20 protein-coding genes are annotated in these 20,900 nt (G+C 75.1%); 2 read left to right on the forward strand and 18 right to left on the reverse strand.

Annotated elements, in window-relative coordinates:
• Positions 1 to 73: 73 nt before the first annotated feature.
• The 9 genes from ACW14Y_RS31880 to ACW14Y_RS31920 form a co-directional block, all read right to left on the reverse strand.
• Positions 74 to 1,333 (reverse strand): type III PLP-dependent enzyme, encoded by a 1,260-nt coding sequence (locus ACW14Y_RS31880; RefSeq protein ID WP_456984357.1) that lies wholly within the window; start codon positions 1,331 to 1,333, stop codon positions 74 to 76.
• Positions 1,330 to 3,111, reverse strand: coding sequence for an IucA/IucC family protein (locus ACW14Y_RS31885; RefSeq protein WP_456984359.1), 1,782 nt, complete (start codon positions 3,109 to 3,111; stop codon positions 1,330 to 1,332). Before ACW14Y_RS31885 ends, ACW14Y_RS31880 begins: the two co-directional genes overlap by 4 nt.
• On the reverse strand, positions 3,108 to 4,418 hold the full coding sequence (locus ACW14Y_RS31890; RefSeq protein WP_456984360.1) for an MFS transporter: 1,311 nt from the start codon (positions 4,416 to 4,418) through the stop codon (positions 3,108 to 3,110). Before ACW14Y_RS31890 ends, ACW14Y_RS31885 begins: the two co-directional genes overlap by 4 nt.
• Positions 4,415 to 6,262, reverse strand: a complete 1,848-nt coding sequence (locus tag ACW14Y_RS31895) for an IucA/IucC family protein (RefSeq protein ID WP_456984362.1) — start codon at positions 6,260 to 6,262, stop codon at positions 4,415 to 4,417. The genes ACW14Y_RS31890 and ACW14Y_RS31895 overlap by 4 nt, the downstream gene beginning before the upstream one ends.
• The gene (locus tag ACW14Y_RS31900; RefSeq protein ID WP_380300348.1) at positions 6,259 to 7,491 is read right to left on the reverse strand and encodes an ATP-grasp domain-containing protein; all 1,233 of its coding nucleotides are present in this window, start codon (positions 7,489 to 7,491) and stop codon (positions 6,259 to 6,261) included. Before ACW14Y_RS31900 ends, ACW14Y_RS31895 begins: the two co-directional genes overlap by 4 nt.
• A 212-nt stretch (positions 7,492 to 7,703) precedes the next feature.
• Positions 7,704 to 8,723, reverse strand: coding sequence for an ABC transporter substrate-binding protein (locus ACW14Y_RS31905; RefSeq protein WP_380300349.1), 1,020 nt, complete (start codon positions 8,721 to 8,723; stop codon positions 7,704 to 7,706).
• A gap of 106 nt (positions 8,724 to 8,829) precedes the next feature.
• Positions 8,830 to 9,804: an ABC transporter ATP-binding protein gene (locus tag ACW14Y_RS31910; protein WP_456984365.1), complete on the reverse strand. Its 975-nt coding sequence runs from the start codon at positions 9,802 to 9,804 to the stop codon at positions 8,830 to 8,832.
• Complete coding sequence (locus tag ACW14Y_RS31915; RefSeq protein WP_456984367.1) at positions 9,804 to 10,907, reverse strand: FecCD family ABC transporter permease; 1,104 nt, start codon at positions 10,905 to 10,907, stop codon at positions 9,804 to 9,806. Before ACW14Y_RS31915 ends, ACW14Y_RS31910 begins: the two co-directional genes overlap by 1 nt.
• The gene (locus ACW14Y_RS31920) at positions 10,904 to 11,869 is read right to left on the reverse strand and encodes a FecCD family ABC transporter permease (protein WP_380300381.1); all 966 of its coding nucleotides are present in this window, start codon (positions 11,867 to 11,869) and stop codon (positions 10,904 to 10,906) included. The genes ACW14Y_RS31915 and ACW14Y_RS31920 overlap by 4 nt, the downstream gene beginning before the upstream one ends.
• Positions 11,870 to 12,127: 258 nt before the next feature.
• Between ACW14Y_RS31920 and ACW14Y_RS31925 the strand changes: the two genes are divergently transcribed.
• Both ACW14Y_RS31925 and ACW14Y_RS31930 read left to right on the forward strand, forming a co-directional pair.
• Complete coding sequence (locus ACW14Y_RS31925; RefSeq protein WP_380437041.1) at positions 12,128 to 12,949, forward strand: (2Fe-2S)-binding protein; 822 nt, start codon at positions 12,128 to 12,130, stop codon at positions 12,947 to 12,949.
• A gap of 48 nt (positions 12,950 to 12,997) precedes the next feature.
• Positions 12,998 to 13,399 carry a VOC family protein gene (locus ACW14Y_RS31930; RefSeq protein ID WP_380388914.1) on the forward strand — a complete coding sequence of 134 codons (402 nt, stop codon included), beginning with the start codon at positions 12,998 to 13,000 and terminating at the stop codon, positions 13,397 to 13,399.
• 132 nt (positions 13,400 to 13,531) lie between these two features.
• Here ACW14Y_RS31930 and ACW14Y_RS31935 read toward each other — a convergent pair whose 3' ends face one another.
• The 9 genes from ACW14Y_RS31935 to ACW14Y_RS31975 form a co-directional block, all read right to left on the reverse strand.
• Positions 13,532 to 14,245, reverse strand: a complete 714-nt coding sequence (locus ACW14Y_RS31935) for a bleomycin resistance protein (RefSeq protein WP_380300354.1) — start codon at positions 14,243 to 14,245, stop codon at positions 13,532 to 13,534.
• Between the two features lie 120 nt (positions 14,246 to 14,365).
• The gene (locus ACW14Y_RS31940; RefSeq protein ID WP_456984370.1) at positions 14,366 to 14,947 is read right to left on the reverse strand and encodes a GNAT family N-acetyltransferase; all 582 of its coding nucleotides are present in this window, start codon (positions 14,945 to 14,947) and stop codon (positions 14,366 to 14,368) included.
• A gap of 127 nt (positions 14,948 to 15,074) precedes the next feature.
• Entirely contained in the window at positions 15,075 to 15,689 is a 615-nt protein-coding gene (locus ACW14Y_RS31945; protein ID WP_380300356.1) for a GNAT family N-acetyltransferase, read from the reverse strand.
• Between the two features lie 96 nt (positions 15,690 to 15,785).
• Positions 15,786 to 16,283, reverse strand: coding sequence for a hypothetical protein (locus ACW14Y_RS31950; protein WP_456984372.1), 498 nt, complete (start codon positions 16,281 to 16,283; stop codon positions 15,786 to 15,788).
• Positions 16,280 to 16,669 (reverse strand): hypothetical protein, encoded by a 390-nt coding sequence (locus ACW14Y_RS31955; protein WP_380300358.1) that lies wholly within the window; start codon positions 16,667 to 16,669, stop codon positions 16,280 to 16,282. Before ACW14Y_RS31955 ends, ACW14Y_RS31950 begins: the two co-directional genes overlap by 4 nt.
• Positions 16,666 to 18,225, reverse strand: coding sequence for a hypothetical protein (locus tag ACW14Y_RS31960; RefSeq protein ID WP_456984374.1), 1,560 nt, complete (start codon positions 18,223 to 18,225; stop codon positions 16,666 to 16,668). Before ACW14Y_RS31960 ends, ACW14Y_RS31955 begins: the two co-directional genes overlap by 4 nt.
• Entirely contained in the window at positions 18,222 to 18,602 is a 381-nt protein-coding gene (locus ACW14Y_RS31965; protein ID WP_380388899.1) for a type VII secretion target, read from the reverse strand. The genes ACW14Y_RS31960 and ACW14Y_RS31965 overlap by 4 nt, the downstream gene beginning before the upstream one ends.
• Before the next feature lie 242 nt (positions 18,603 to 18,844).
• Positions 18,845 to 19,891, reverse strand: a complete 1,047-nt coding sequence (locus ACW14Y_RS31970) for an ABC transporter substrate-binding protein (protein ID WP_380437033.1) — start codon at positions 19,889 to 19,891, stop codon at positions 18,845 to 18,847.
• An 80-nt stretch (positions 19,892 to 19,971) separates the two neighbouring features.
• The gene (locus ACW14Y_RS31975; protein WP_380300362.1) at positions 19,972 to 20,748 is read right to left on the reverse strand and encodes a MerR family transcriptional regulator; all 777 of its coding nucleotides are present in this window, start codon (positions 20,746 to 20,748) and stop codon (positions 19,972 to 19,974) included.
• Positions 20,749 to 20,900: the final 152 nt, after the last annotated feature.

Raw genomic sequence — 20,900 nt, forward strand, 5'->3', positions numbered from 1 at the left:
ACGACCGGCGGCCGACGGATCCCGGAATCCGTGGTCGGACCTCTGGAATCCGTCGGCCGGCAGGGGTGCCGCCTCAGCTGTCCTCCGTCGGGCCGTCCAGGTGGTGGAAGCCCGGGCGGGGGTGCATCAGGAACTCGTGGTGCGAGATGTTCCAGGCGTACGCCCCGGCCAGGTCGAAGAGCACCCGGTCGCCCGCGCGGAGGCGGGCGGCGGCCGGGGCGGCGTGGGCGAGCACGTCCTTCGGGGTGCAGAGCTGTCCGGCCAGGGTGGCCCGGCCGGTGGTCACGGCGGGACGCTCCCACGGATGGGGCCAGTCCTCGACCGGCAGGGTGCCGAACGGCTGGCTGTGGCCCCGGGTGGCCGGGGTCCGCAGGTGGTGGGTGCCGCCGCGGACGACCGCGAAGTCCTCCCCGTGGCTGCGCTTCACGTCCAGCACCTCGGTCGCGTACCAGCCGCAGTACGCGGTGAGTGCCCGGCCCGGCTCGATCCGCAGGAGCAGGCCGGGGTGGCGGTCCAGCAGCTTGCCGAGGCCCTCGCCGAACGCGGCCCAGTCGAACCGGGCCTCCGGGTCGGCGTAGTCGACGGCCATGCCGCCGCCCACGTTGACCTCGTCCAGCGCGAAGGCGTGCCGCTCGGCCAGACGGGTGGACCAGCCGACGATCTGTTCCGCCAGGGCCAGCTGCTCGGAGGCCGCCAGCCCGCTCGCCAGATGGGCGTGCACACCGCGCAGCCGCAGCCGCCGCCGGACCGGGGCCAGCGGACCGACCGGTTCGGTGAGCAGCCGGACCGCCGCCTCGGCGCGGTCCGGGTCCAGCCCGAACGGGGTCGGACGCCCGCCCATCGCCAGCGCGACGGAGTCCAGCGCGCCCGACCCGACCGGCAGGTTCACCCGCAGCAGCACGTCCACGGCCGCGTCCGGCCGGTCGGCCAGCACGGCGGCGAGCCGGTACAGCTCCTGCTCGCTCTCGACGTGCCAGCGGTGCACGCCGGCGTCCACGGCGGCGGCGATCTCGGCGGGTGTCTTGCCGGGCCCGCCGAAGGCCAGCGGGGCGTCCGGGACGGCCGCCCGGACATGCGCCAACTCGCCGCCGCTGGAGACCTCGTAGCCGTCCACGGCCCCGCTCAGCGCGGCCAGTACCGGGGCCTCGGGGTTGGCCTTGGCCGCGTAGTACAGCTCGACCCGCTCCGGCAGGGCGGCCCGGACGGCGGCGGCGTGCGTCCGCAGGGCCGCCAGGTCGTAGACGTAGGCCGGGAGTTGGTCCGGCTCCAGCTCGGCAACCCGGCGGCGGACGGCCTCGGTGGCGGTGGTGGTGGCGGCGGTGGTGGCGGTCATCGGGTCCTCCCGGCGGCGACGGGCGGGGCCTGGACGGGCTGCGGGATCCGGGCGGCAGGTGGGGCGGGCGGCGCGGGTGGGGCGGGTGTCGCGGACGCGGCGCCGGTGTGGGCGGCCTCGGCCAGCACGGAGCGGGCCAGCGGCGAGGCCATCCGGACGTACCCGGCCGCGCGGTCGGCCTTGCGCTCCCAGCGGGTGAGCAGATTGGCCTTGGCGGGCAGCGGCACGCCGGCCAGCAGTGCGCGCAGCCGGGGCGGGCAGCCGTGCTCCGCCGCGTACTCCTCCAGGACGCGGCGGACCGCCTCCCAGAGCGCGCCCTCCGACGCCGGGTGCAGGTCGGCGACGGCGGCGAGCAGTTCGGCCACGTGGTTGACCAGCAGGCAGTAGACCACCCGGTCCCAGCCCCGCTCGGCGTCGTAGGCCATCGGCCCGGCCACCTCGGGCGGCAGCGCGGCGAGCAGTTCGGCGTGCCGCTCGGGGACGAGCTTCGTCCCCTCCAGGTCGCGGAAGAGCACCTGGGCCGGGCGGCCGGACGCGTCCACGCCGATCAGGACGTTCTGCAGGTGCGGTTCCAGCACCACGCCGTGGTCGAAGAAGGCGGCCAGCACCGGCGGGAGCAGCAGCCGCAGGTAGGCCGTCCACCAGTCGAGCGCGCGGGCCGGGTCGGCCGGGTCGGACAGCAGCCGGGAGATGTGCGCCGAACTGGTCGGGTACTCGTCGGCGACGGCGGCGGCCAGCAGCGGGGTGACGCCGGGGCGCAGTGAGCCTCCGAGGCCCTCGCGGACGATGAGTCCGAAGCCCTCGTACAGCGCCCGGTCGGGCCGTCCGTCGGCGCCGGGCAGGGCGAGGGTGCGGAAGGCCGGCTCGCGCAGCACGGCGGCGTCCGGGAAGCGTTCGGCGAGGTCGGCCAGCACCGGGGCCAGCAGGCGGGTGAGGGTGACCGCGCCGGTCAGCTCGTAGGCGGCGTTCTTGCGCAGGCAGTTGGTGATCCGCACATTGAGGCTGAACTTGAGGAACGCGCCCGCGCCGTACAGGGTCCGGACCGAGGCGGTGGCCGCGAACGGGGTGCCGCCGGGGCCGAGGTCGACGATGTCGCCGCTTTCCAGGGCTCCGCGCAACAGCGGGTGGTCGCCGAGGAGTTCGTACTGCCAGGGGTGGGCGGGCAGCAGCCGGTAGCCGTCCGGGACGGCGGCGAGGCTGTCGAGCAGGGCGGTCGCGGCCGGGTCGGCGGAGGCCTCGGAGATCAGTTCCTGCCGGACGGCGAGGTGGCGCAGCGGGAATTCGGCGCGGGCCTCGGGGGCGTAGTCGCGCCAGTCGCCGCGTTCGGCGGAGCGGGACTTGGGCGCGGGGTGGAACCGGTGGCCGAACAGCAGGGCCTGCTCGGACTCCAGGTAGCGGTTGGGCCCGGGGCCGGGGCGGCCGGCCAGGGCGGTGGCGACCGCCGTGTGGCTGGAGGCGAGCTGGCCGAGGAACTCCTCGTTGACGGTGCCGGTGCGCAGTTCCAGTTCGCCCTGGACCTGGCGGGCGAGTTCGTGCCAGTCCAGTGCGCGCCAGCCGCCGGGGTGTTCCTCCTCCACCGGTCCGGTGAAGCGGTGTGCGCCGATCAGCGAGGTGCGGCGCAGGGCCACCCGGAGCAGGGTGCCGCGCCGGGGGAGGCGGATCAGCAGGCGGCCGCCGGTGACGGCGGTCTGGTGTTCGGGGGCCGACACTTCGCGCAGCAGGCAGTTGAGCAGGGTGTGGACCACGGCATGGTCGGCGGTGGGCAGTCGGTGCGTCATGTGCGACTCCAACGCTGGCGGGAGTGGGAGGAGAGTGCGGTGGCCGCGACGGCGGCCAGGAGTGCGGCGGCGGTGCCGACCAGCACGGGGGAGGTGGCGCCGAACCGGCCGTTGACCAGCGCCGCGACGGCGCCGGCGGCCACGGCGCCGCCCTTGGAGACGAATTCGAGCGAGCCGAACAGTCGCCCGGGTGCCCGGCCGCGGCAGGCCTCGGCGGCGAGCACCGAGAGGCAGACCAGGCCGAGGGTGAGTCCGGCGCCGAGCAGCAGTCGGACGGCGACGAAGGCCGGCAGCGAGTCTGCCACGGCGTGCCCGGCGAGGCCGAGCGCGACGAAGCCGAAGCCGAGGGCGATGCCGGTGTGCGGGCGGTGCAGGAAGGCGGTGTGGGTGCGGGCCGCGAACGCCAGGTAGCAGAGGTGGGGCAGGGCGAACAGCACGCCGGTGGTGGTGCCGGAGACCCCGGGGAGGCGTTCCTCGGCCAGGGATATCAGATAGGGGAAGGAGATGATGGTGGCGAAGACGAAGGCGAACTCCAGGCCGTAGAGGACGCGCAGGGGTGTGCGGCCGGTCGGCTCGTCGGCGGTCGCGTCCGTCGGCGCGGCTGCGGCGGTCGCGCTGCCGGGGCCCGGGCCGAGGGCGGGGTCGGGTTCGGAGGCGGTTCCGGCCTCGGCCGCGCTCTCGGCCGTCGCCCTCGCCCCGGGGCGTCCCGGTTCCGGCAGCAGGGAGAGGAACACCGCCGCGGTGAGCGGCAGTACGGCCATCAGCAGGTACTGCCGGTGCGGGTCGATCCACGGCGACAGCGCGCCGACCAGGATCGGCGCGGCCACCAGGGCGGCCCGCGCGCTGCCCTGCATCAGGGTGAGCGCCCGGGACAGCCGGGCGCCGTCGAGGGCGGCGGCGAGGTAGCCGTTGGTCGCGGCGAAGGTGCCGCCGAGGAAGCCCTGGAGCACCAGCGCGAGGGTGAAGGCGGCCAGCGAGTCGGCCGCCCCGGCCAGCAGGAAGGACACGGCGAGGCCGAGTTGGGCGCGCAGCAGGAGTCGCTTGCGGCCGTACCGGTCGGCGAGCCGCCCCCACAGCGGGGCGCCGAGGGCGCTGAACACGGTGGGCACGATGTACAGCACGCCCGCCCAGCGGCCCTGCTGGTCGCCGAGTCCGGGCAGGATCGCGGTCAGGTAGGGCGGCAGGCCGAGGGCGGCGAAGGAGGCGACGAAGTAGCAGGCGGCGACGGCGTGCACCTGGCGCCGGCCGAGTCCGCCCGGTGCGGCGGTGTCGCGTTCGGACGGCCGGGGCAGCGCGTCGACGGTCACTGCGCCGGTCCTGGTTCCTGCGCGGAACGCTGTTGCAGCAGCAGGTAGTTGGGGCCGTCGGTGTAGTGCTTGTTGATGTCGGCGGCGCCCGAGCGCCGCTTGCTGAGCAGGGTGCCGGCGGTGACCATCGCCTTGACCGGGAGCCGTTCGGCGTCGAGCAGGGCGGCGCGCAGCGGTTCGGCGGCCGGTCCGGTCCGTTCGACGGCCTCGGTCAGCCGCTTGCGCAGCAGGGCGAGCAGTTCGTCGAGTCCGGCCCGGCCGTGGGCGGCGAGGCCGAAGGCGAGCGAGCCGGCGCACAGGTGGCCGGTGATGGTGGTGAACAGGTCGGTGAGCCGCCGGTCGTCGTCGCCGAAGATCCGGGCGTCGTCGAAGTCCTCCCGCGCGGGGGAGAGTTCGCCGAGCGAGGCGGTCATCCGCCCGGTGTGGACCCGCGGGCCGTCGTCGTCCTTGTAGAGCAGGCGCAGTCCGCCGTCCTGGTCGAGGACGAGCGAGGTGTTCTGCTGGTGGGACTCCAGGGCGACGCCGTGGCCGAACAGGGTGGTCTGCCAGTCGAGCAGCAGTTCCAGCAGGGCGTCGTAGAGGGCGACCGGGTCGCCGTCGTGGAACCGGTCGGCGAGCCGGTCGACGACCAGGTGCCCGCCGGTGGCTCCCGCGGCCGGGTCCGCGGCGGGAACCCCGGCCGACGCCGGGGCCGGGGCCAGCAGCGCGGCGAGCGGGACGGTCACGGACCGCTCCAGCCCCTCCGGGTAGCGGCGCAGCAGCACCGCCAGCAGCTCGTGCCCGGCATGTGCCCAGGTCTGCTCGTCGGCGTGCAGGATCCGTCCGGCGAACCGGGGTTCGCGCGCCAGCACGGCCTCGACCAGCCGCTGTCCGGCGGCGCCGTCGACCAGTGTGCCGGGCTTGATGGTGCGGCGGTTGAGCCGGCCGAGGGTGGCGGTGGCGAGCGGCAGCTTCAGGTGGTGGAGCGGGTCCTCGGCGACCGCGACCGTCCGCATCGAGAGGGTCGGGACGACGGTCAGGTAGGGGCGCTCGGCGAGCACGGCGCGGCCGTCCAGGCCGGTGGCGCGCAGTGCCTCGTCCAGGGCCGGGCCGACGGTCAGCGGGTGCACCGGCAGGGTCTCCCAGGCGGCGTCGCCGCCGGGCAGGTCGAGGCCGAGCCAGCTCGGGGTGGGCCACCAGCGCGGCAGCGGGCGGTCGCCGTGCCGGGTGAGCGTGCCGGCCGGCACGGCGAGCCAGCGCAGCTCGAAGGCGGGGTGGAACTCCGGTGCGTGGGAGCGCAGTTCGCGCTCGTCGAGGCCGGAGCGGCCGCGGGCGGTCGGGTAGACGGGGTGGTCGAGGAAGGCGGCCAGGGTGTCGTGGCCGAGGGCGGCGGCGGGGCCGGTCCAGTGGGCCGGGTCGGCGCCGTAGAGGTCGGTGAGCGCGGTGTGCACCTCGGCGCGCACCCGCTCGTGCAGTTCCATGGTGGCGAGGGTCTGGCGGCACTCCTCGGCGAACGCGGCCCAGCCGGGCCGGTCCTCGGCGTCGGCGTGGGCGGCCAGCGCGGTCAGGGCGGCGTCGAGGTCCCCGATCCGGCGGCCGTCGACCTCGACGAGCGGCAGGCGCGCGCCGTACTCGCTCTGGAAGCCCTCGGCGGCGACGGGGACGGCGATGCCGTGCTCGGCGGCCACCAGCCAGGCGCCGTCGGCCCGGTGCTCGACCGTGCCGCGGGTGCGCAGTCCGAGCACGTCCTCGCGGACCAGGGCGGAGAGCACCCGGAGGGCGAGCAGGCCGGCGGGAGTGCCGGGGCCGGCGGCAGTGGTGGTGGCGGCAGCGGTGGTGGCGGAAGGCGTGGTGGCGGCGCTCACGGGGTGATCTCCCAGCGGTTGGCGGCCACGAACCGGGCCACGGCGGCGTCGACGGCGGCCTGCTCGGGGCCGACCGCCCAGATCACGCCCAGGTAGTCCCGGTTGGTGCGGTAGTGCGGGTGCCGTTCGCCGACCGGGCGCAGCGGCCGGTAGGCGAGCCGGACCCCGTCGGCGTCCTCGTCGTACGGCCCGGGGGCGGCGGTGAGGGTCCCGGCCCGGTCCGCGCAGACCACCTCGTTGCGGGCGCGCAGCCGGGTGGCGGCGCAGCGTTCGCCGAGGTCGGCGGGGAGTTCGAGGCCGAGGTGGGCGGCGAGGATGTGCTCGAACAGCGGGAGGCCGAGGATCTCGGCCAGCATCAGGTCGCACTGGTCGCCGATGGCGCGGTAGTTGACCTCGATGATCCGGGCCCGGCCGTCCGGCTGGACGACGAACTCGGTGTGGCAGGCGCCGAGTCCGACGCCGAGCGCGTCCAGCTGGGCCAGGACCTGCGCGACCACGGCGGACGGGTGCGCGGGGACGAACTCCAGCATCTCCTCGACGAAGTCCGGCGGCGGGGAGAGTCTGGTCCGGAACCCGCCGAGGACGTGCCGGCGGCGGCCGTCGCCCAGGGTCTCCAGGGTGTACAACTGCCCCTCCAGGAACTCCTCGACGACGAGGGCGGCGTCGGGGCGCCGGTCCTGGATCTCCTCGGCGCGCCGGACCAGTTGCTCGAGGTCGGCGACGAGTGAGACGTCCTCGCTGGCGACGCCCTCGCGCGGCTTGACCACGACGGGGAAGGGCAGGTCCGCCGCGCGCAGCACGGACGGGTCCTGCCCCGGCGCGAGTTCGACCGAGCGGACGGCGTCGAGGCCGGCGGCGGCCAGGTGGCGGCGGAGCTGGCCCTTGTTCTTGGCCCGCAGGGTGGCCTTCCAGTCCTTGGCCGGGAGGCCGAAGTACTCGGCGGCGAGAGCGGTCTGGGTCTGCAGGTGGTCGCTGTTGCTGAAGACGGCGAACGGCGCGTCGGTGGTGCCGGAGGCGCGGAGGCGGGAGATCAGCCCGATCACCTCGCGGAAGTCCCGGACGTCGCACTCGGTCACCTCCGGCGCGAACGCCGTTCCGGCGTAGGCGCTTCGGTGGGCCTCGGCGTGGTCGGTGAGGACGGTGACGGCGAGGCCGAGGCGGGCGGCGGCCGGCAGGAATCCGTCGGTCACCGAGTCGGTCGGGTTGAGGGCGAGCAGGTAGAGGCGCATGGCAGGGCGGGTCCTCTCCGTGTGGGCGGGCGGGGGCGGGCGCGAGGGAGCGCGGGCCGGCTCGGGCGTGGGTGAGGGCGTGCGTGGGGCGCGTGAGGCGCGGGACGGGCAGGTGGGACGGGGCGGGCCGAGGGGCGGCCTCGGGCCGTCCCCCCTGCCACCCCTCGCCGCCCGTCCGCCCGCCCGCCTGCCCGTCCGTCCGGGCGCGGGGCCTACTTGGGGGCGTCGACGCCCGCGGCCTTGGCGATGTCGACCAGCATGGCGTCGGCGGCCTGGACACCGATGCCCGACATCCAGGTCTCGTCCGGCACGTTGAACACCTTGTTGTCCTTGACGGCGTTCAGGCCCTTCCAGACCGGCGTGTCCTGGACCTCGCTCTGCTTGGTCTTGGACGGGTCGTCGGCGACGGTGACGAAGACCAGGTCGGCGTCGGCCTGGTTGATCTGCTCGGCGCTGACCTCCAGGATGTTCTGGTCCACGTCCTGGGCGGCCGGGCGGGCCAGGCCGACGTCCTTCAGCACGACGCCGCTGTACGAGGCCTTGGCGTAGAGGCGGGTCGGGCCGGCCACGAACCGGACCACCGAGGCGGTCGGCGCGGTGCCGCCGTTCTTCGCCCTGATCGCCTCGCCGAGCTTGGCGGCGCGGGCCTCGTAGTCGGTGAGGGCCTTCTTGGCCTCCGCCTCCTTGCCGAGGGCCTGCGCGTAGAGGGCGAGGTTGGCCTTCCACGGGAAGCCGGTGGTCTCGGCGAGCACGGTCGGGGCGATCGCGTTGAGCTTGTCGTAGACCTTGGCGTGCCGGACCTTCGAGGAGAGGATCAGGTCCGGCTTCAGGGAGGCGATCAGCTCCAGGTTCGGCTCGTTCATCGGGCCGACGTCCTTGGCGTCCTTGATCTTGTCCTTGAGGTAGTTCGGGAAGCCGCCCTCGGTCTTCATGTGCGGGGAGACCGCGCCGACCGGGGTGATGCCGAGCAGGGTGACGTCGTCCAGCTCGCCGCTGTCCAGGACCACCACGCGCTTGGGCTGGGCCTTGATCTCGGCGGTGCCGGCCGCGTGGGTGACGCTGCGCGGGAAGACGGCGGCCGCACCGGCGGCGGCCGAGGCGTCGCCGGCCGGCTTGGCGGTGTCGGCGGCCTTGCTGTCGCCGTTGCTGCCGCAGGCGGCGAGCAGGGTGGTGGAGAGGGCGACGGCGAGGACGGCGACGGGCAGTCTGCGGGCGCGGACGGAGCGGTTCACGAGGGGTTCCTTGTCTCTGGTTCGGGGCAGGGCGGGGCGCCGGAACGACCCGCGAGGGGCGGGCACGGCCGGAAGCAGGGGGGAGCGGAGCTCGGGGGAGGGGGCCTCAGCGCTCCGGGGCGCCGGGAGTGGCCGGAGCGGCGGGGGCAGCCGGTGCGGCGGGGACGGCCGGGGCAGCGGCGGCGGCCCGTCTCGACCGGGCCCGGGGCACGATCAGCGGAGTGCCGGTCTCCGGGTCGGGCACGACCCGGCAGGCCACCTGGAAGACGCTCTCCACCAGTTCGGCGGTGAGCACGTCCGAGGGCGCCCCGGCGGCCGCGAGCCGGCCGTCCTTGAGGACCACCAGGTGGTCGGCGTACCTGGCCGCCTGGCCGAGGTCGTGCAGCACCATGACGACCGTCCGCCCGGCCTGCGTGTGCAGGTCGGAGACCAGGTCGAGGACGTCGAGCTGGTGGCGCAGGTCGAGGAAGGTGGTCGGTTCGTCGAGCAGCAGCAGGTCGGTGTCCTGGGCCAGCGCGAGCGCGATCCAGGCCCGCTGCCGCTGGCCGCCGGAGAGCCGGTCCACGTGCTGGTCGCGCAGTTCGGCCATGCCGGTGCGGGTGAGCGCGTCCTCGACCGCGGCCTGGTCGGCCTTGGACCACGGGGTGAGCATGCGCTGGTGCGGGAAGCGGCCCAGCCGGACCAGCGCCTCGACGGTGACGGCCTCGGGGGTGACGGGTTGCTGGGGCAGCAGGCCCATCCGCTTGGCGAGCGAGCGGGCCGGCATCCGGTGGATGTCGGCGCCGTCCAGGGTGACGGTGCCGGCGGTGGGTTCCAGCAGCCGGACGAGGCCGCGCAGCAGGGTGGACTTGCCGCAGGCGTTGGGGCCGACGACGGCGGTGACGGCGTTGCCGGGCAGTTCGAGGTCGAGCCCGTCCACGACGGTCCGGTTTCCGTAGCGCAGGCCGAGGCCGTGGGCGGCGAGGCGGTTCGTCGACCGGTCGGCACCGGCGCCCGTGGCACTTGCGGCGTCGGTGGCGCCTGCGGTACCTGCGGCGTCGGCCGCGGCGGTGCCGGCCCCGGTGGTCACGTCGAGGGTCATCAGCTGGTCCTCCGGGGAAGACGGCCCTGGCGGATCATCAGCACCAGGAGCCAGGGCGCGCCGAGGGTGGCGGTGACGGCACCCACCGGCAGGCCGTGGACGGGGATCACGTGGAGCACGAGGAGGTCGGAGGCGAGCAGCAGCAGGGAGCCGGTGAGGGCGGTGAGGCCGAGCGTGCCGAGGGTGGGCGGTCCGGCGAGCAGCCGGACCAGGTGCGGCACGGCGAGCGCGACGAACGCGACCGGCCCGGTGAGCGCCGCGGCGAGGGAGGCCAGGGCGATGGTGAGCAGGAGCAGCAGGACGCGGTCGCGCCGAGGATCGAGCCCGAGCCCGCCGGCCGAGTCGTCGCCGAGGTCGAGGACGGCCACCCGGCGCTGGGCGAGCACCACGGCGACGGTGGTCAGCGCGACGGCGGAACCGCCGATCCAGACCTCGTCCCAGGTGCGGCCGTAGAGGGAGCCGGTGGTCCACTGCATCGCGGACGAGGCCAGTTCGGCCGGGAACCGCACGATCATCAGATTGACGGCGGCGGCCAGGCCCTGCTGGACCGCGAGCCCGACCAGCACCAGCCGGGTGACCGCCATCCGGGAGCGCCAGGCGAAGCCGCCGAGCAGCAGCGCGGCCAGCAGTCCGCCGCCCAGCGCGGCCAGCGGGATGAGCTCCTGGGAGGCGCCGGTGGCGAGCATCAGGACCGCGCCGAAGGACGCGCCGCCGGTGACGCCGATGGTGTCGGGCGAGGCGAGCGGGTTGCGGAACAGGCGCTGGAGCATCGAGCCGGCCACCGCCAGCCCGGCGCCCGCGATCAGCGCGGAGACCACGCGCGGGGCGCGGAACTCCTGGACCACCAGCACGTTCCCGGGGTCGCCGGATCCGGCCAGCGCGCTCAGCGCCTCCCAGACCGTCATCCTGACCTGCCCGGTGCCGAGCGCGATCCCGGTGAGCAGGACCAGCAGGGCGGCGGCGACCAGCGACCAGGCGGCGGTCCGGGCGCGGCGGCGGGCGGCGGAGGTGCCCTGAACCGGGGCGGAACGGCCCGGGGCGGCGGAACGGCCCGGGGCGGCGCCGGCCCCGGCGGGGGCCGGGTCGAGGGTGGGGGCGCTCATCGGGCCACCTTGCGGGCCAGCACGGCGAGCAGCGGCGCGCCGAGGAACGCCGTCACGATGCCGACCTCCAGTTCGGAGGGGCGGGCCACCATCCGGCCGAGCACGTCGGCGGTGAGCAGCAGCACCGGACCGGCGATCAGGCAGCCGGGCAGCAGCAGCCGGTGGTCGTTGCCGAGGAACGGCCGGACCAGGTGCGGGGCGGCCAGTCCGATGAACGCGACCGGTCCGGCGACGGCCACGGCGGACCCGGCGAGCAGGACGACGGCCAGGCCGCCGACCACCCGGATCCGGGCCACCGGCACGCCGAGCGACTGGGCGCTCTCGTCGCCGAGCGCCAGCGCGTTGAGCGCGGGCGCGACGGCGAAGGAGGCGATCAGGCCGAGTGCGAGGAACGGCAGCACCGGCGCGAGGGTGTCCAGGTGCCGTCCGGCGACCGACCCGGCCAGCCAGAACCGCGCCTCGTCCAGGGTGCGGTGACTGGCCAGCATCAGCGCGGAGGTCCACGAGGTGAGCACCACCGTGAGCACGGTGCCGCCGAGTGCGAGCCGGACCGGGTCGAGGTCCCCGCCGTGGCGCGACATCGCGTACGCGGCCACGGCCGCCACCGCCGCTCCGGCGAAGGCGAACCAGACGTACTCGATCGGGCGGGTCAGTTCGAAGGTGTAGATCGCGGCGACCACGGCGAAGCTCGCGCCGGCGTTGATGCCGAGGGTGATCGGCGAGGCGAGCGGATTGCGGGTGACGCCCTGGGCGACCGCCCCGGCGACGCCGAGCGCGGCCCCGACCGCGAGGCCGATGAGGGTGCGCGGCACCCGAAGTCCCGTCACCACATCGGCGTCGCCGCCGTGCTCACCGCCGGTCAGGGCGCCGATCACGGTCCCCAGCGGGACGGTGCGGGAGCCGAGCGCGAGGCTCAGCGCGACGCACAGCGCCAGCAGGCCGAGCCCGGCGACCAGCACCAGGGGGAGCCGGGCCGCTGAGCGGGTTCTCGGGGCCGGGGTCGGGGGAGCCGGCGGATCGGTGGTGAGCACGGGGCGAGATATTAGGTTAGGTATGCCTAAGTGAGTCAAGTCGTGGCTGGATTGGTACGTACCGGGCGAGTCGGGACGCGAGCGGCCGGGGTGGCGCGAACCGGCCGGTGAGTGCCTATAAGGTGAGGCTCACCTAACACGATCTCGGGAGTGCCGGTGATCTTCTCGGGTCCGCCCCTGCCTGCCGCCGTGCCCGTCGCGCCACGTCCCGCGAATCCGCTGGACACCGACTACCGGCTGCTGCTCGACCTCTGCCCGGTCCTCCGGGTGCGACTGCTCACGACCGACGAGCCCGCCCCGGCGCGTGCGCTCGGCTGGTACTCCGCGGTCGAACTGGCGACCGACCCGGCCGCGCTGGAAGCGGCGCTGGCCGGCGAGGCCGCGCGGATCGCCCCGGTCGCCGCCGGGCACGGCACCGCGCCGCGCCCGCACGTCGCCGCCTCCCGGCTGCTGCACCACTACCTCTGGTCGGTCTGCGTGCTGATCGCCGGACCCTGGCGGCTGGGCGGGCGCGTCCCGTCGATCGATGGCGCGAACCTGTGGTTCCACGCCCCTACGGGTGATTTCGCGCTGCGCCCGCACGCCCATGTCACCCTCCCGGGCGAGGACGAGCTCCGGGCCGAACTGCGCGCCGCCGTCGTCGCCCACGTCGAACCGCTGCTGGCCGCGTTCGCCGCCCCCACCCGGCGCGGCACCCGGGCGCTGTGGGGCATGGTGACCGACGACCTCGCCTCGGCGATCTGGTACCTGGGCAAGCGGCTCGACGAGTCGGCCGGGTCGGCCGTCCCCGTCGAGGAGGACGCCGCCGTCGCCGCCGCGACGGCCGTGCTCCCCGGGCACACCGACCCGCTCCTCGGCGCCGCGGACTTCCGCGTCCTGTGCGGGGAGGACGGTCGCGCCCACCACACCCGGACCCGCCTCGGCTGCTGCCTCTACTACGCGATCGAGCCCGGCGGGGCCTGCGTCACCTGTCCCCGGACGGGGGACGAGGAGCGCCTGCTGCGGCTCTGACGGTCCGTCGACGGGGGCCTCGCGCCGCCCTCGGTAGGCTCGGTGGCCGTGATCGACTCCAGCACCCACATCCGCGTCGCCAGGCCCTCCCGGGACCTCGCGGCGGCCGAGCGCTTCTACGTCGACGGCCTCGGCCTGGCCGTCCTGTGGCGCACCACCGAACGCGTCCCCGGTGAGCACGACCTCCTCATGGTCGGCCCGCCCGGCGGCGGTTGGCACTTCGAGCTGACCCACGACCCGGAGCGGCCGGTCGAGCCGGCCCCCACCGTCGACGATCTCTTCGTCGTGTACCTCGGGGCACCGGTGGACGAGGCGCTGGTGCGGCGTCTGGAGGCCGCCGGCGGTACCCGGGTTCCCTCGCACAACCCCTACTGGGACGAACACGGTGTCACGGTCGCCGATCCGGACGGCTACCGGCTGGTGCTGTGCGCCCGGGTCTGGGCGTCCTGACCTGCTCGCCCGGTGACCTGCTCGCCCGGTGATCGGCGACCGGCGGTCCGGTGCCGGATGACGGCCAACGGACCGCAGATGTGGCATCTGCCATCTGTTGGCCGCCATCCGTCGGATGCCGTCCGTCGGACGTCAGCCCCGGACCAGGAGACCGGCCAGGCGCCCGAGTTCGTCCCGGACGGACTCCCGCTCCTCGGCCGTGAGCCCCGCGGCGATCGACTCCGCCCGCCGGGTGAAGGCCTCGGCGCTGCCGCCGTCCGCCAGGCGGTGCGCCAGGTCGGCCCGCAGCGCCAGGATGCGGAACAGCAGGAGCGGGGCGGGCGGCCCGTCCGGCGACTCCAGCGCCCGGTCCAGCACCCGGGCCGCCGCGGCCGGGTCCTCCTGCGAGTCGGCGAACACCGCGGCGTGGTGCAGCGCCTTCGCGAACGGCTCCTCGGAGGACGGCCGGTGGTGCCGGTCGGCACGGATCGACTGGCCGATCCGCAGGCAGTTGCCGCCGGGATCGGTCAGCAGGAACTCCCGCACACCGTGCGGAGTGTCGCCGACCGCGCCCAGCCGGGGCAGGCCCTGGGTGGGCACCCGCCCGTAGGCGGACCGCAGGCCCTCCTGGAACGCGGCGTGCAGCGCGTCCACGTCGTCGGTGCGGACCAGGCAGGTGCTGTAGCCGGCACCCGGGTCGTACTTCTGCATGCCGAGGAAGTGGAGCTGGATGCCGCCGCGTTGGACCACGGCGTAGGGCTCCGGGTTTCGCTGATGGACAGTCACTTCGAAGCCGAGCGCGGTGTAGAAGTCGAGCACCGGCGGCAGTGTTTGACAGGGCAGGATCGGAACTGTCGATTCGACCATGCTCGCTGACTTTACCCCTGGTCGACCGCGAAACGGACGCTTCCGCTCAGATGTCGGCCACGGGCCGCCGAGCCCGTACACCGGTGGCCACCACCGGTGGTCGTCCCGGACGACGGCCGGCTACCGCTCCAGTACGACGGATGCCAGTCGCTTGACCATCACCCGCTCCCCGAAGGCCCGTTCGGCCCCCGGGGCGCCGCCCTCCGCCGACCGGTCCGGCGCGTCCGACCGGTCCGGCGCATCCGGCACGTCCGGCACGTCCGGCCGGTCCGCCTCGGTGAACCCGTTGCGCCGGTACAGCGCCTCGGCCGGCGTGTTGTCCGTGAGCACGGCGAGCCGCAGCGAGGTGCGGCCCGTCCGCCGGGCCCAGGTCTCCACGGCGGCCAGCAGCCGGTCCCCGGTCCGCCGCCCCCGGGCATCCGGGGCGACCCAGAGCGAGCGCAACTCGCCCACCCCGTCCCGCCCGGGCGAGGGAAGCCCGCCCGCGAGCCCGATCGGCCGCCCGTCCGCCGACACGGCGACGACGTGCACGGCGTCCCGGCGTGCGAACCGGGCCCGCCACTCCTCCTCACCACCCGTCGGCCAGTCCGACAGCCGCACCTTGAAGGCGTGCGGGGCGTCGCGGAGCGCGGCCAGCCGGGCGTCGCGCCACAGCGGCCAGTCGTCGGGGTCGGCGGGGGTGAGGACACGCAGATCGATCACGTCAGCAGTCTGCGCCCGTCCCGCACGGCCCGTCCAGGGGGCCCGCGCGGCGGTGGCGGGACGGCCGGGCGTGATGAACTGCGGTGGTCCGGAGAGGATTTGGCCCGGTGCTCCCGCGCGCGGACGGCTACCCGACGACGGCGGTCGTGTCGGCGGCGGTCGCGCCGGCGTCCTCGGGCACCGCGGGTGCGGAGCGCCGGCGGGCCTCCCACTCCCGGCGGAGCAGGCCGAACAGCAGGCGGTCGTAGCGGGCCCCGGCGAGCAGGACGGCGTCCCGGCGGCGGCCCTCCTCCTGGAAGCCGAGGCGGGCGAACGCCCGGGCCGCCCGGGTGTTGCCGCTCCAGGTGTCCAGCTCCAGCCGGTGCAGCGGGAACATGCCGAACAGGTGGTCCACCAGCAGGCCGAGGGCCTCCGTGCCGTAGCCGTGGCTCCAGAAGTCCTGTTCGCCGATGAAGATCCCGACCTCGGCGACGCCTTCGTACGGGTCGAGGCCCCGGTAGTCGACCATGCCGATCGGGCGGCCGCCGGCCTTCTCCTCGACGGTGAGGACACCGCTCTCGCGCGGGTCGACGCGCAGCATCCGGGCGAAGCGGTCGGCCAGCGCCTCCGCGGTGGTCGGGCCGAAGCGCGGGTCGCCGGCCGCCGCCAGCCGCACCACCTCCGGGTCGTTGCGCCAGCGGAGGTGGTGGTCCGCGTCCTCCGCGCGCAGGGCGCGCAGCCGTACTGCCTTACCTTCGATCATGAGCGGATGGTAGGCCGCGCACCGCGCTCCCGGCACCCGCATTCCGGGCCGAAGGGGGTCCGTCGGCCGCGACGTCCCTCGGCCGCAAGGGGCCCGTCAGCCGACGGTGACCCGGACCTCCTTGCTGGCCAGCGTCCGGCAGGAGGCCGGGTTCTGCGGCTCCGTGCAGGTCGCGAAGTCGACATACCGCCAGGTGAGCGTGGTGCTCCCGGCGGCGGTGGCGGTCCAGCTCTGGCGGACGGTGTGGCCGCAGCCTGCGGTGTTCGGGGCGCAGGTGCTCTGCTTGCTGTCGGCGTCCCGGCGCAGCAGGGCGGTGTCGCCACCGTCGACGAGCCGCCAGCCGTGCGGCAGCGGCGCGACCCGTACGTCCATGCCGAGCGTCCGGCCGACGGCGAGGTGGACCTCGCCCGGTTCGAAGGCGGGCTGCTTGCCGCCGGCCACCGCCTCCGCGTCGAGATCGGCGGGCAGGGCCAGCAGGGCGGCGGGGTGTCCACCGCCGGAGCCGCCGGGGCCGTCGGACGAGCACCCGGTCAGGGCCGCCAGCCCGACGGCGAGGAGGGCGGCTACGGCGGTGGGGACCGTCCGGCCCCTCATGCCGCACCGCCCGCCCGCGCGTCCCGGCGCAGTTCGAGCAGCGCCGCGACCTCGGCCAGCCAGCGCGCGAACAGGTGCTCGCGCCCCACGTCCGCCCCGGTCGCCGCCGCGGCCCGCAGCCAGTCGCGGACGAGCGCCGTGCCGGACTCGCCGATCACCGGCTCGGGCAGCGCGAGCGCGGCCGCGAAGCCGCCGGTCCGCACGTGCCGGGCCAGGAAGCCCAGGGGGTACGGGCCGATGCCCGCCGCCTCGGCGCGGTGCGCGGCGGCGATGGCCGCCTCGGTGAACAGGGCCTGGCGCGGCCCGCCGGCCAGCAGCAGGCCGCGGGTGACGGCGGCGGGCACGTCGAGGTCCGCCAGCTCGGCATCGGACCGGACGGTGGTCATTTCGGCAGCTCCAGGGCGGTCGACGTGTTGAGCGGGTGGTCGCCGGGGGTGAGTCCGCCGAGCTGGCTGTTGATGAACTGCTCCTCCGTCACCCAGGAGGTGAAGCCCCACGGGTTGTAGATCTGCAGCCTGTCGCCGTCCCGGCCGATGATCATCATCTGGTGGCCGGAGTCCTCGTTGCGCACGGTGATCGGCACCGGCAGGCCCTCGTCGACGGATTTCTCGATCCGGGTCACCGCGTTGCGCCGGTCCTCGTCGCTCTTCAGCTCGACGTGTTCGTAGTCGGCGCCGGTCGCCCGGCCGAGGTCCTTGTCGGCGAGGTAGGTCTGGGCCGTGGCGCCGAGCCCGGCGTCCACCTGCGGGTAGACCTTCTTGTTGCCGTCGGCCCGCTGGCCGTCCCGGTACTCGCCGAGGTAGGCGTCCTGGAGGCGCTGCCCGAAGTTCTCCGGCGAGTCGGCGCCGGGGGTGTCGGGTGTGCCGCCGGTGGTCAGCCGGAACATCAGCAGCGGGTCCAGCTTGGCCTGCGCGATGACGGTGGAGGCGGCGACGCAGTCGCTGACGTTGCGCTGCGAGTAGACGCCGTAGCCGTCGATGCTGACGGGCTGCCCCTGGTAGGTGACGTCGAGGTTGTCGGAGGACTCCCGCCGGGTGTCGTCGGTGGACGTGGCCGGTACGAGGTGCTGGGCCAGCCAGGCCGGGTCGTCGCCGTGCGGGTGGATCTGCGCGTCGAAGCGCTGGATGTCCGCCACCGGGTGCCCGGCCGCCAGCGCCTTCCACAGGTAGGCGGACTCCTCGGGGGACTTGGAGCCGGAGAGCAGCGCGCGGAACGCCGCCTGGTCGGCGCCGGTCATCACCCCGAGCACCTGGTTCGCCCGGTCGAGCTGGTTGGGGGTGAGGATGTAGTCGCCGTCCTCGCCCGCGCCGGGGTTCTTCTCGGTGGCCAGCACCACCGCCGCCAGCGGGTCGATCGAACCGTCACCGGCGCGCGCCGCGCGGGCCTTGGCGGCGAGCTGGTTGAGCTTGCCGGCGGTGCCGGTGCCGCAGCTCTCGGCGCGCCGCGCGGCCGCCAGCCGGGCGTCGACGCCGGCCAGCGCCGTCTCCCGGGCGCCCTGGTCGAAGCCGGTCGGGTCGTGCCGGGCGCGTTCACCGGCGTCGTGCAGCTGCTGGCGGCCCTGGGCGTCGGTGGACTTCGCCCACTGCAGGTCGTTGGCCCAGGTGTCGAGCACCTTGGCGGCCTCGGCGAGGGTGTCCTTGGAGGTCGTGGTCTCCGCCGACATCGCGTGCACCGCCTGGGTCGCGTGCTCGGCGACCGAGCCCGTCCAGACCGAGGGCAGCTGGTTGGCCGCCACCCCGGACAGGTCGGTGGTGGCCTTGGCGAAGGAGGCCGCCGCCTTCGCGTAGTCCTGCGCCCGGGCGCGGACCGCCGCCGGGTCGCCGAGCGGCTCCGGAACGGCGAGCGCCTCCTCGATGCCCTGCACCAGGTGCAGGTTGGGCAGCATGAACGTGAACTGCTCGATGCTGTGCCGCGCGTGCTCCAGATCCTTGACCTTGCTCACCGGCCGCCGCCGGCGGGCACCAGGCCGGAGGTGACGGCGTGCTCGGTGTTGCGGTAGTTCGCGGTGGTGGTCGCCATCTTCTGGGACAGCTCCTCCAGTGCGCGCTGGGTCACGCCGATCTCCTTCGACCAGGCGCTGTCGAAGGAGGACCAGGCGCGGTCCACGCCGAACTCGCCGAAGGCGGTGGAGGCGTAGCAGACCGAGCCCGCGTACGCCGTCCTGGCCTCGGCGATGTCGGTCGCCGTCCGGCCCAGCTGCTCGGCGACGCCGTTCAGGCCCGCCACATTGACGCGGTATCCGTCCGGGCCGGCCGATCCGCCCGGCCCGGAGCCGTTGACGGTGCCGCCGGCCGCGCCGGGCACTGTTCCGTCGCTCATCCTGGTCGTTCCCCCCGTGCTGCGGGCCGTCCGCCGGCCCGGTTCGGTCGGCGCCGCGGTGGTCCGCGCGGCAGCCGAGCGGCGAGCCTAGCGCCTGCCGCAGGCCGGGGGCCGCGTCCGTCCGGCCGCCCGCCCCGGCCCCGCGATTTCTTCACGCGGGGAGCGCGCGGGCTCCGCTTCGGGCCGTCGGTCCTTGGCACGTTCTTGGGGTTCGGCGTCCGGGGGGACCGGGTGGGCGGCCGTCAGCCGACGAGGTCGCGCCGCATCTCGTCGAGGATCAGGCCCGCGCCGGTGTAGCCGATGCCGAGCATCCAGAGGTTGTCGTCGACCTGGTGGACCCTGCCGTTGCGCACGGCGTCGAGGCTGTTCCACAGGGTGCCGCCGACGATCCTGGCGTGGTCGGACTTCGCCGGGTCGCCGTAGACCGAGTAGAAGACGACATCGGCCGCGGCCTGGTCGACCTGCTCGGGGCTGATCTCCAACGCGAAGCCGGACTTGTTCTGGTTGGCCGGGCGGCCGAGACCGAGGTCGGTGAGGATCGAGCCGACGAAGGTGTCGTTGAGGTACAGGCGGGTGGGCGCCCCGGCGAGGAAGCGGGCCATCTCGACCTTGAGCGCCGCCGCCTTCTCCGGCCCGCCGAGCGCCGCGACCAGCTCGGCGGCCTTCGCCCGGTACGCCTGCTCGGCGGCCGCCGCCTCGGCCTGGCGCCCGAGCGCCTCGGCGTGCAGCCGGACGTTCTCCTTCCAGGCCGGGCCGGTGGTCCTGCTCAGCACGGTCGGCGCGATCTTGGACAGTTCGTCGTAGCGCTTGTCGTCGCGGACCTGGTTGCCGAGGACGAGGTCGGGGTGCAGCCCGGCGATCACCTCCAGCTGGGGCGAGCCGATGACGCCCACGGCCTTGACGCCGGTGAGGCGTTCGGCGGGCAGGTAGGCGGAGAGCGGCGCTCCGGCGGCGACGGTGGTGGCGCCGACCGGGGTGAGGCCCAGGGTGACGGCGGAGTCGAGGGCGTCGGTGTCCAGGACGACGACCCGGCGGGCCCGCGGCGGGACGGTGCTCTCGCCGCGCGCGTGCCGCACCACGCGGGGGCCTCCCGTCGTGCCGGTGGTTCCCGGGCCGCCGGCCGCTCCCGTCGGGCCCGACCCGTCGGCCGCGGCCGGGCCGTCGGACCCGCAGGCGGTGAGCGCCGCGCCGGCGGCCAGTCCCGCGGCCAGCGCGAGCAGCCCGCGACGGGTCGGGGCGGGGAGGGCGGGGGCGGGGGTCGAACGGCGGTGGGCGGGGGCGTCGGGCATCGGGCGACTCCGTTCCGGCGGCAGGCGGCGGGGCGGCTGATCCCTGCCCGGTGGCACGGATCGTTACGCCTGCGCGACCCTCAGTCGCCCTCCCGGTGCTCCAGCCGCTGCCGCAGCAGCTCGTCGTACTCGGCGTGCACCCGGCGGTCCATGGCCAGGGCGAACTGGGCGTCGGTGACCGTACGGGCGAGCGGGCGGATCCGCAGGATCTGCTCCGTCAGCCGGGCGGCCTCGCCGGGCGGCAGCGGGGTCTCGGCGGACAGCGCGCCGAGCACGTGCTCGCGCACCAGGGCGGTGAAGATCTCGGCTATCGCCGTCACGTGCTCCTGGGTCCGCCGGCTCGCCGCCAGGACCACCGACAGCGGTACCCCCTCCGCCACCAGTGCCGTGGTGGCGTCCATCAGGCGGCGGCTGACGTGGGTGATCCCGTCCTCCTCGACCGTGATGAAGCCCTGGTCGATGGACTCGGCGGTGTTCTCCTCGGTGAGCTGGTCGCCGAAGGCCGTCTTCAGCTCGTCCCAGTCGAGATGGACCGCGGTCTCGTCGGACCAGGGCGCGACGAGCGCCGCCTCCAGGCCGATGAGGTCGGCGACGTCCCGCCCGCTCTCGCCGGCCCGGATGAGTTCGGTGATGCCGCCGAGGGTGTGGCCGCGTTCCAGCAGCTCGGCGATCATCCGCAGCCGGGACAGGTGGGACTCCCCGTACCAGGCGATCCGTCCCTCCTTGCGGGGCGGCTGGAGCAGCTTCCGCTCGCGGTAGAAGCGCAGGGTCCGGGTGGTGATCCCGGCCGCTTCGGCCAGCTCCTCCACCCGGAACTCGCGTTGTCCGACCTCGGGGGCGGCTTCGACCTTGTCCACGGCGCTCAGCATAGGGCGGGCGCTGCTCCGAACGGAGCGGTCGGGCTTCTTCCATCAAGTGTCAACAAGGGCTACTCTGCCAACCGTGCCAGTGATTGCTGGCATGGTTGGCGTGATCCGAGCCGCGCGGCGGGAGTTGTCGGACGACCCCC

The sequence above is a fragment of the Kitasatospora sp. cg17-2 genome, assembly GCF_054031055.1.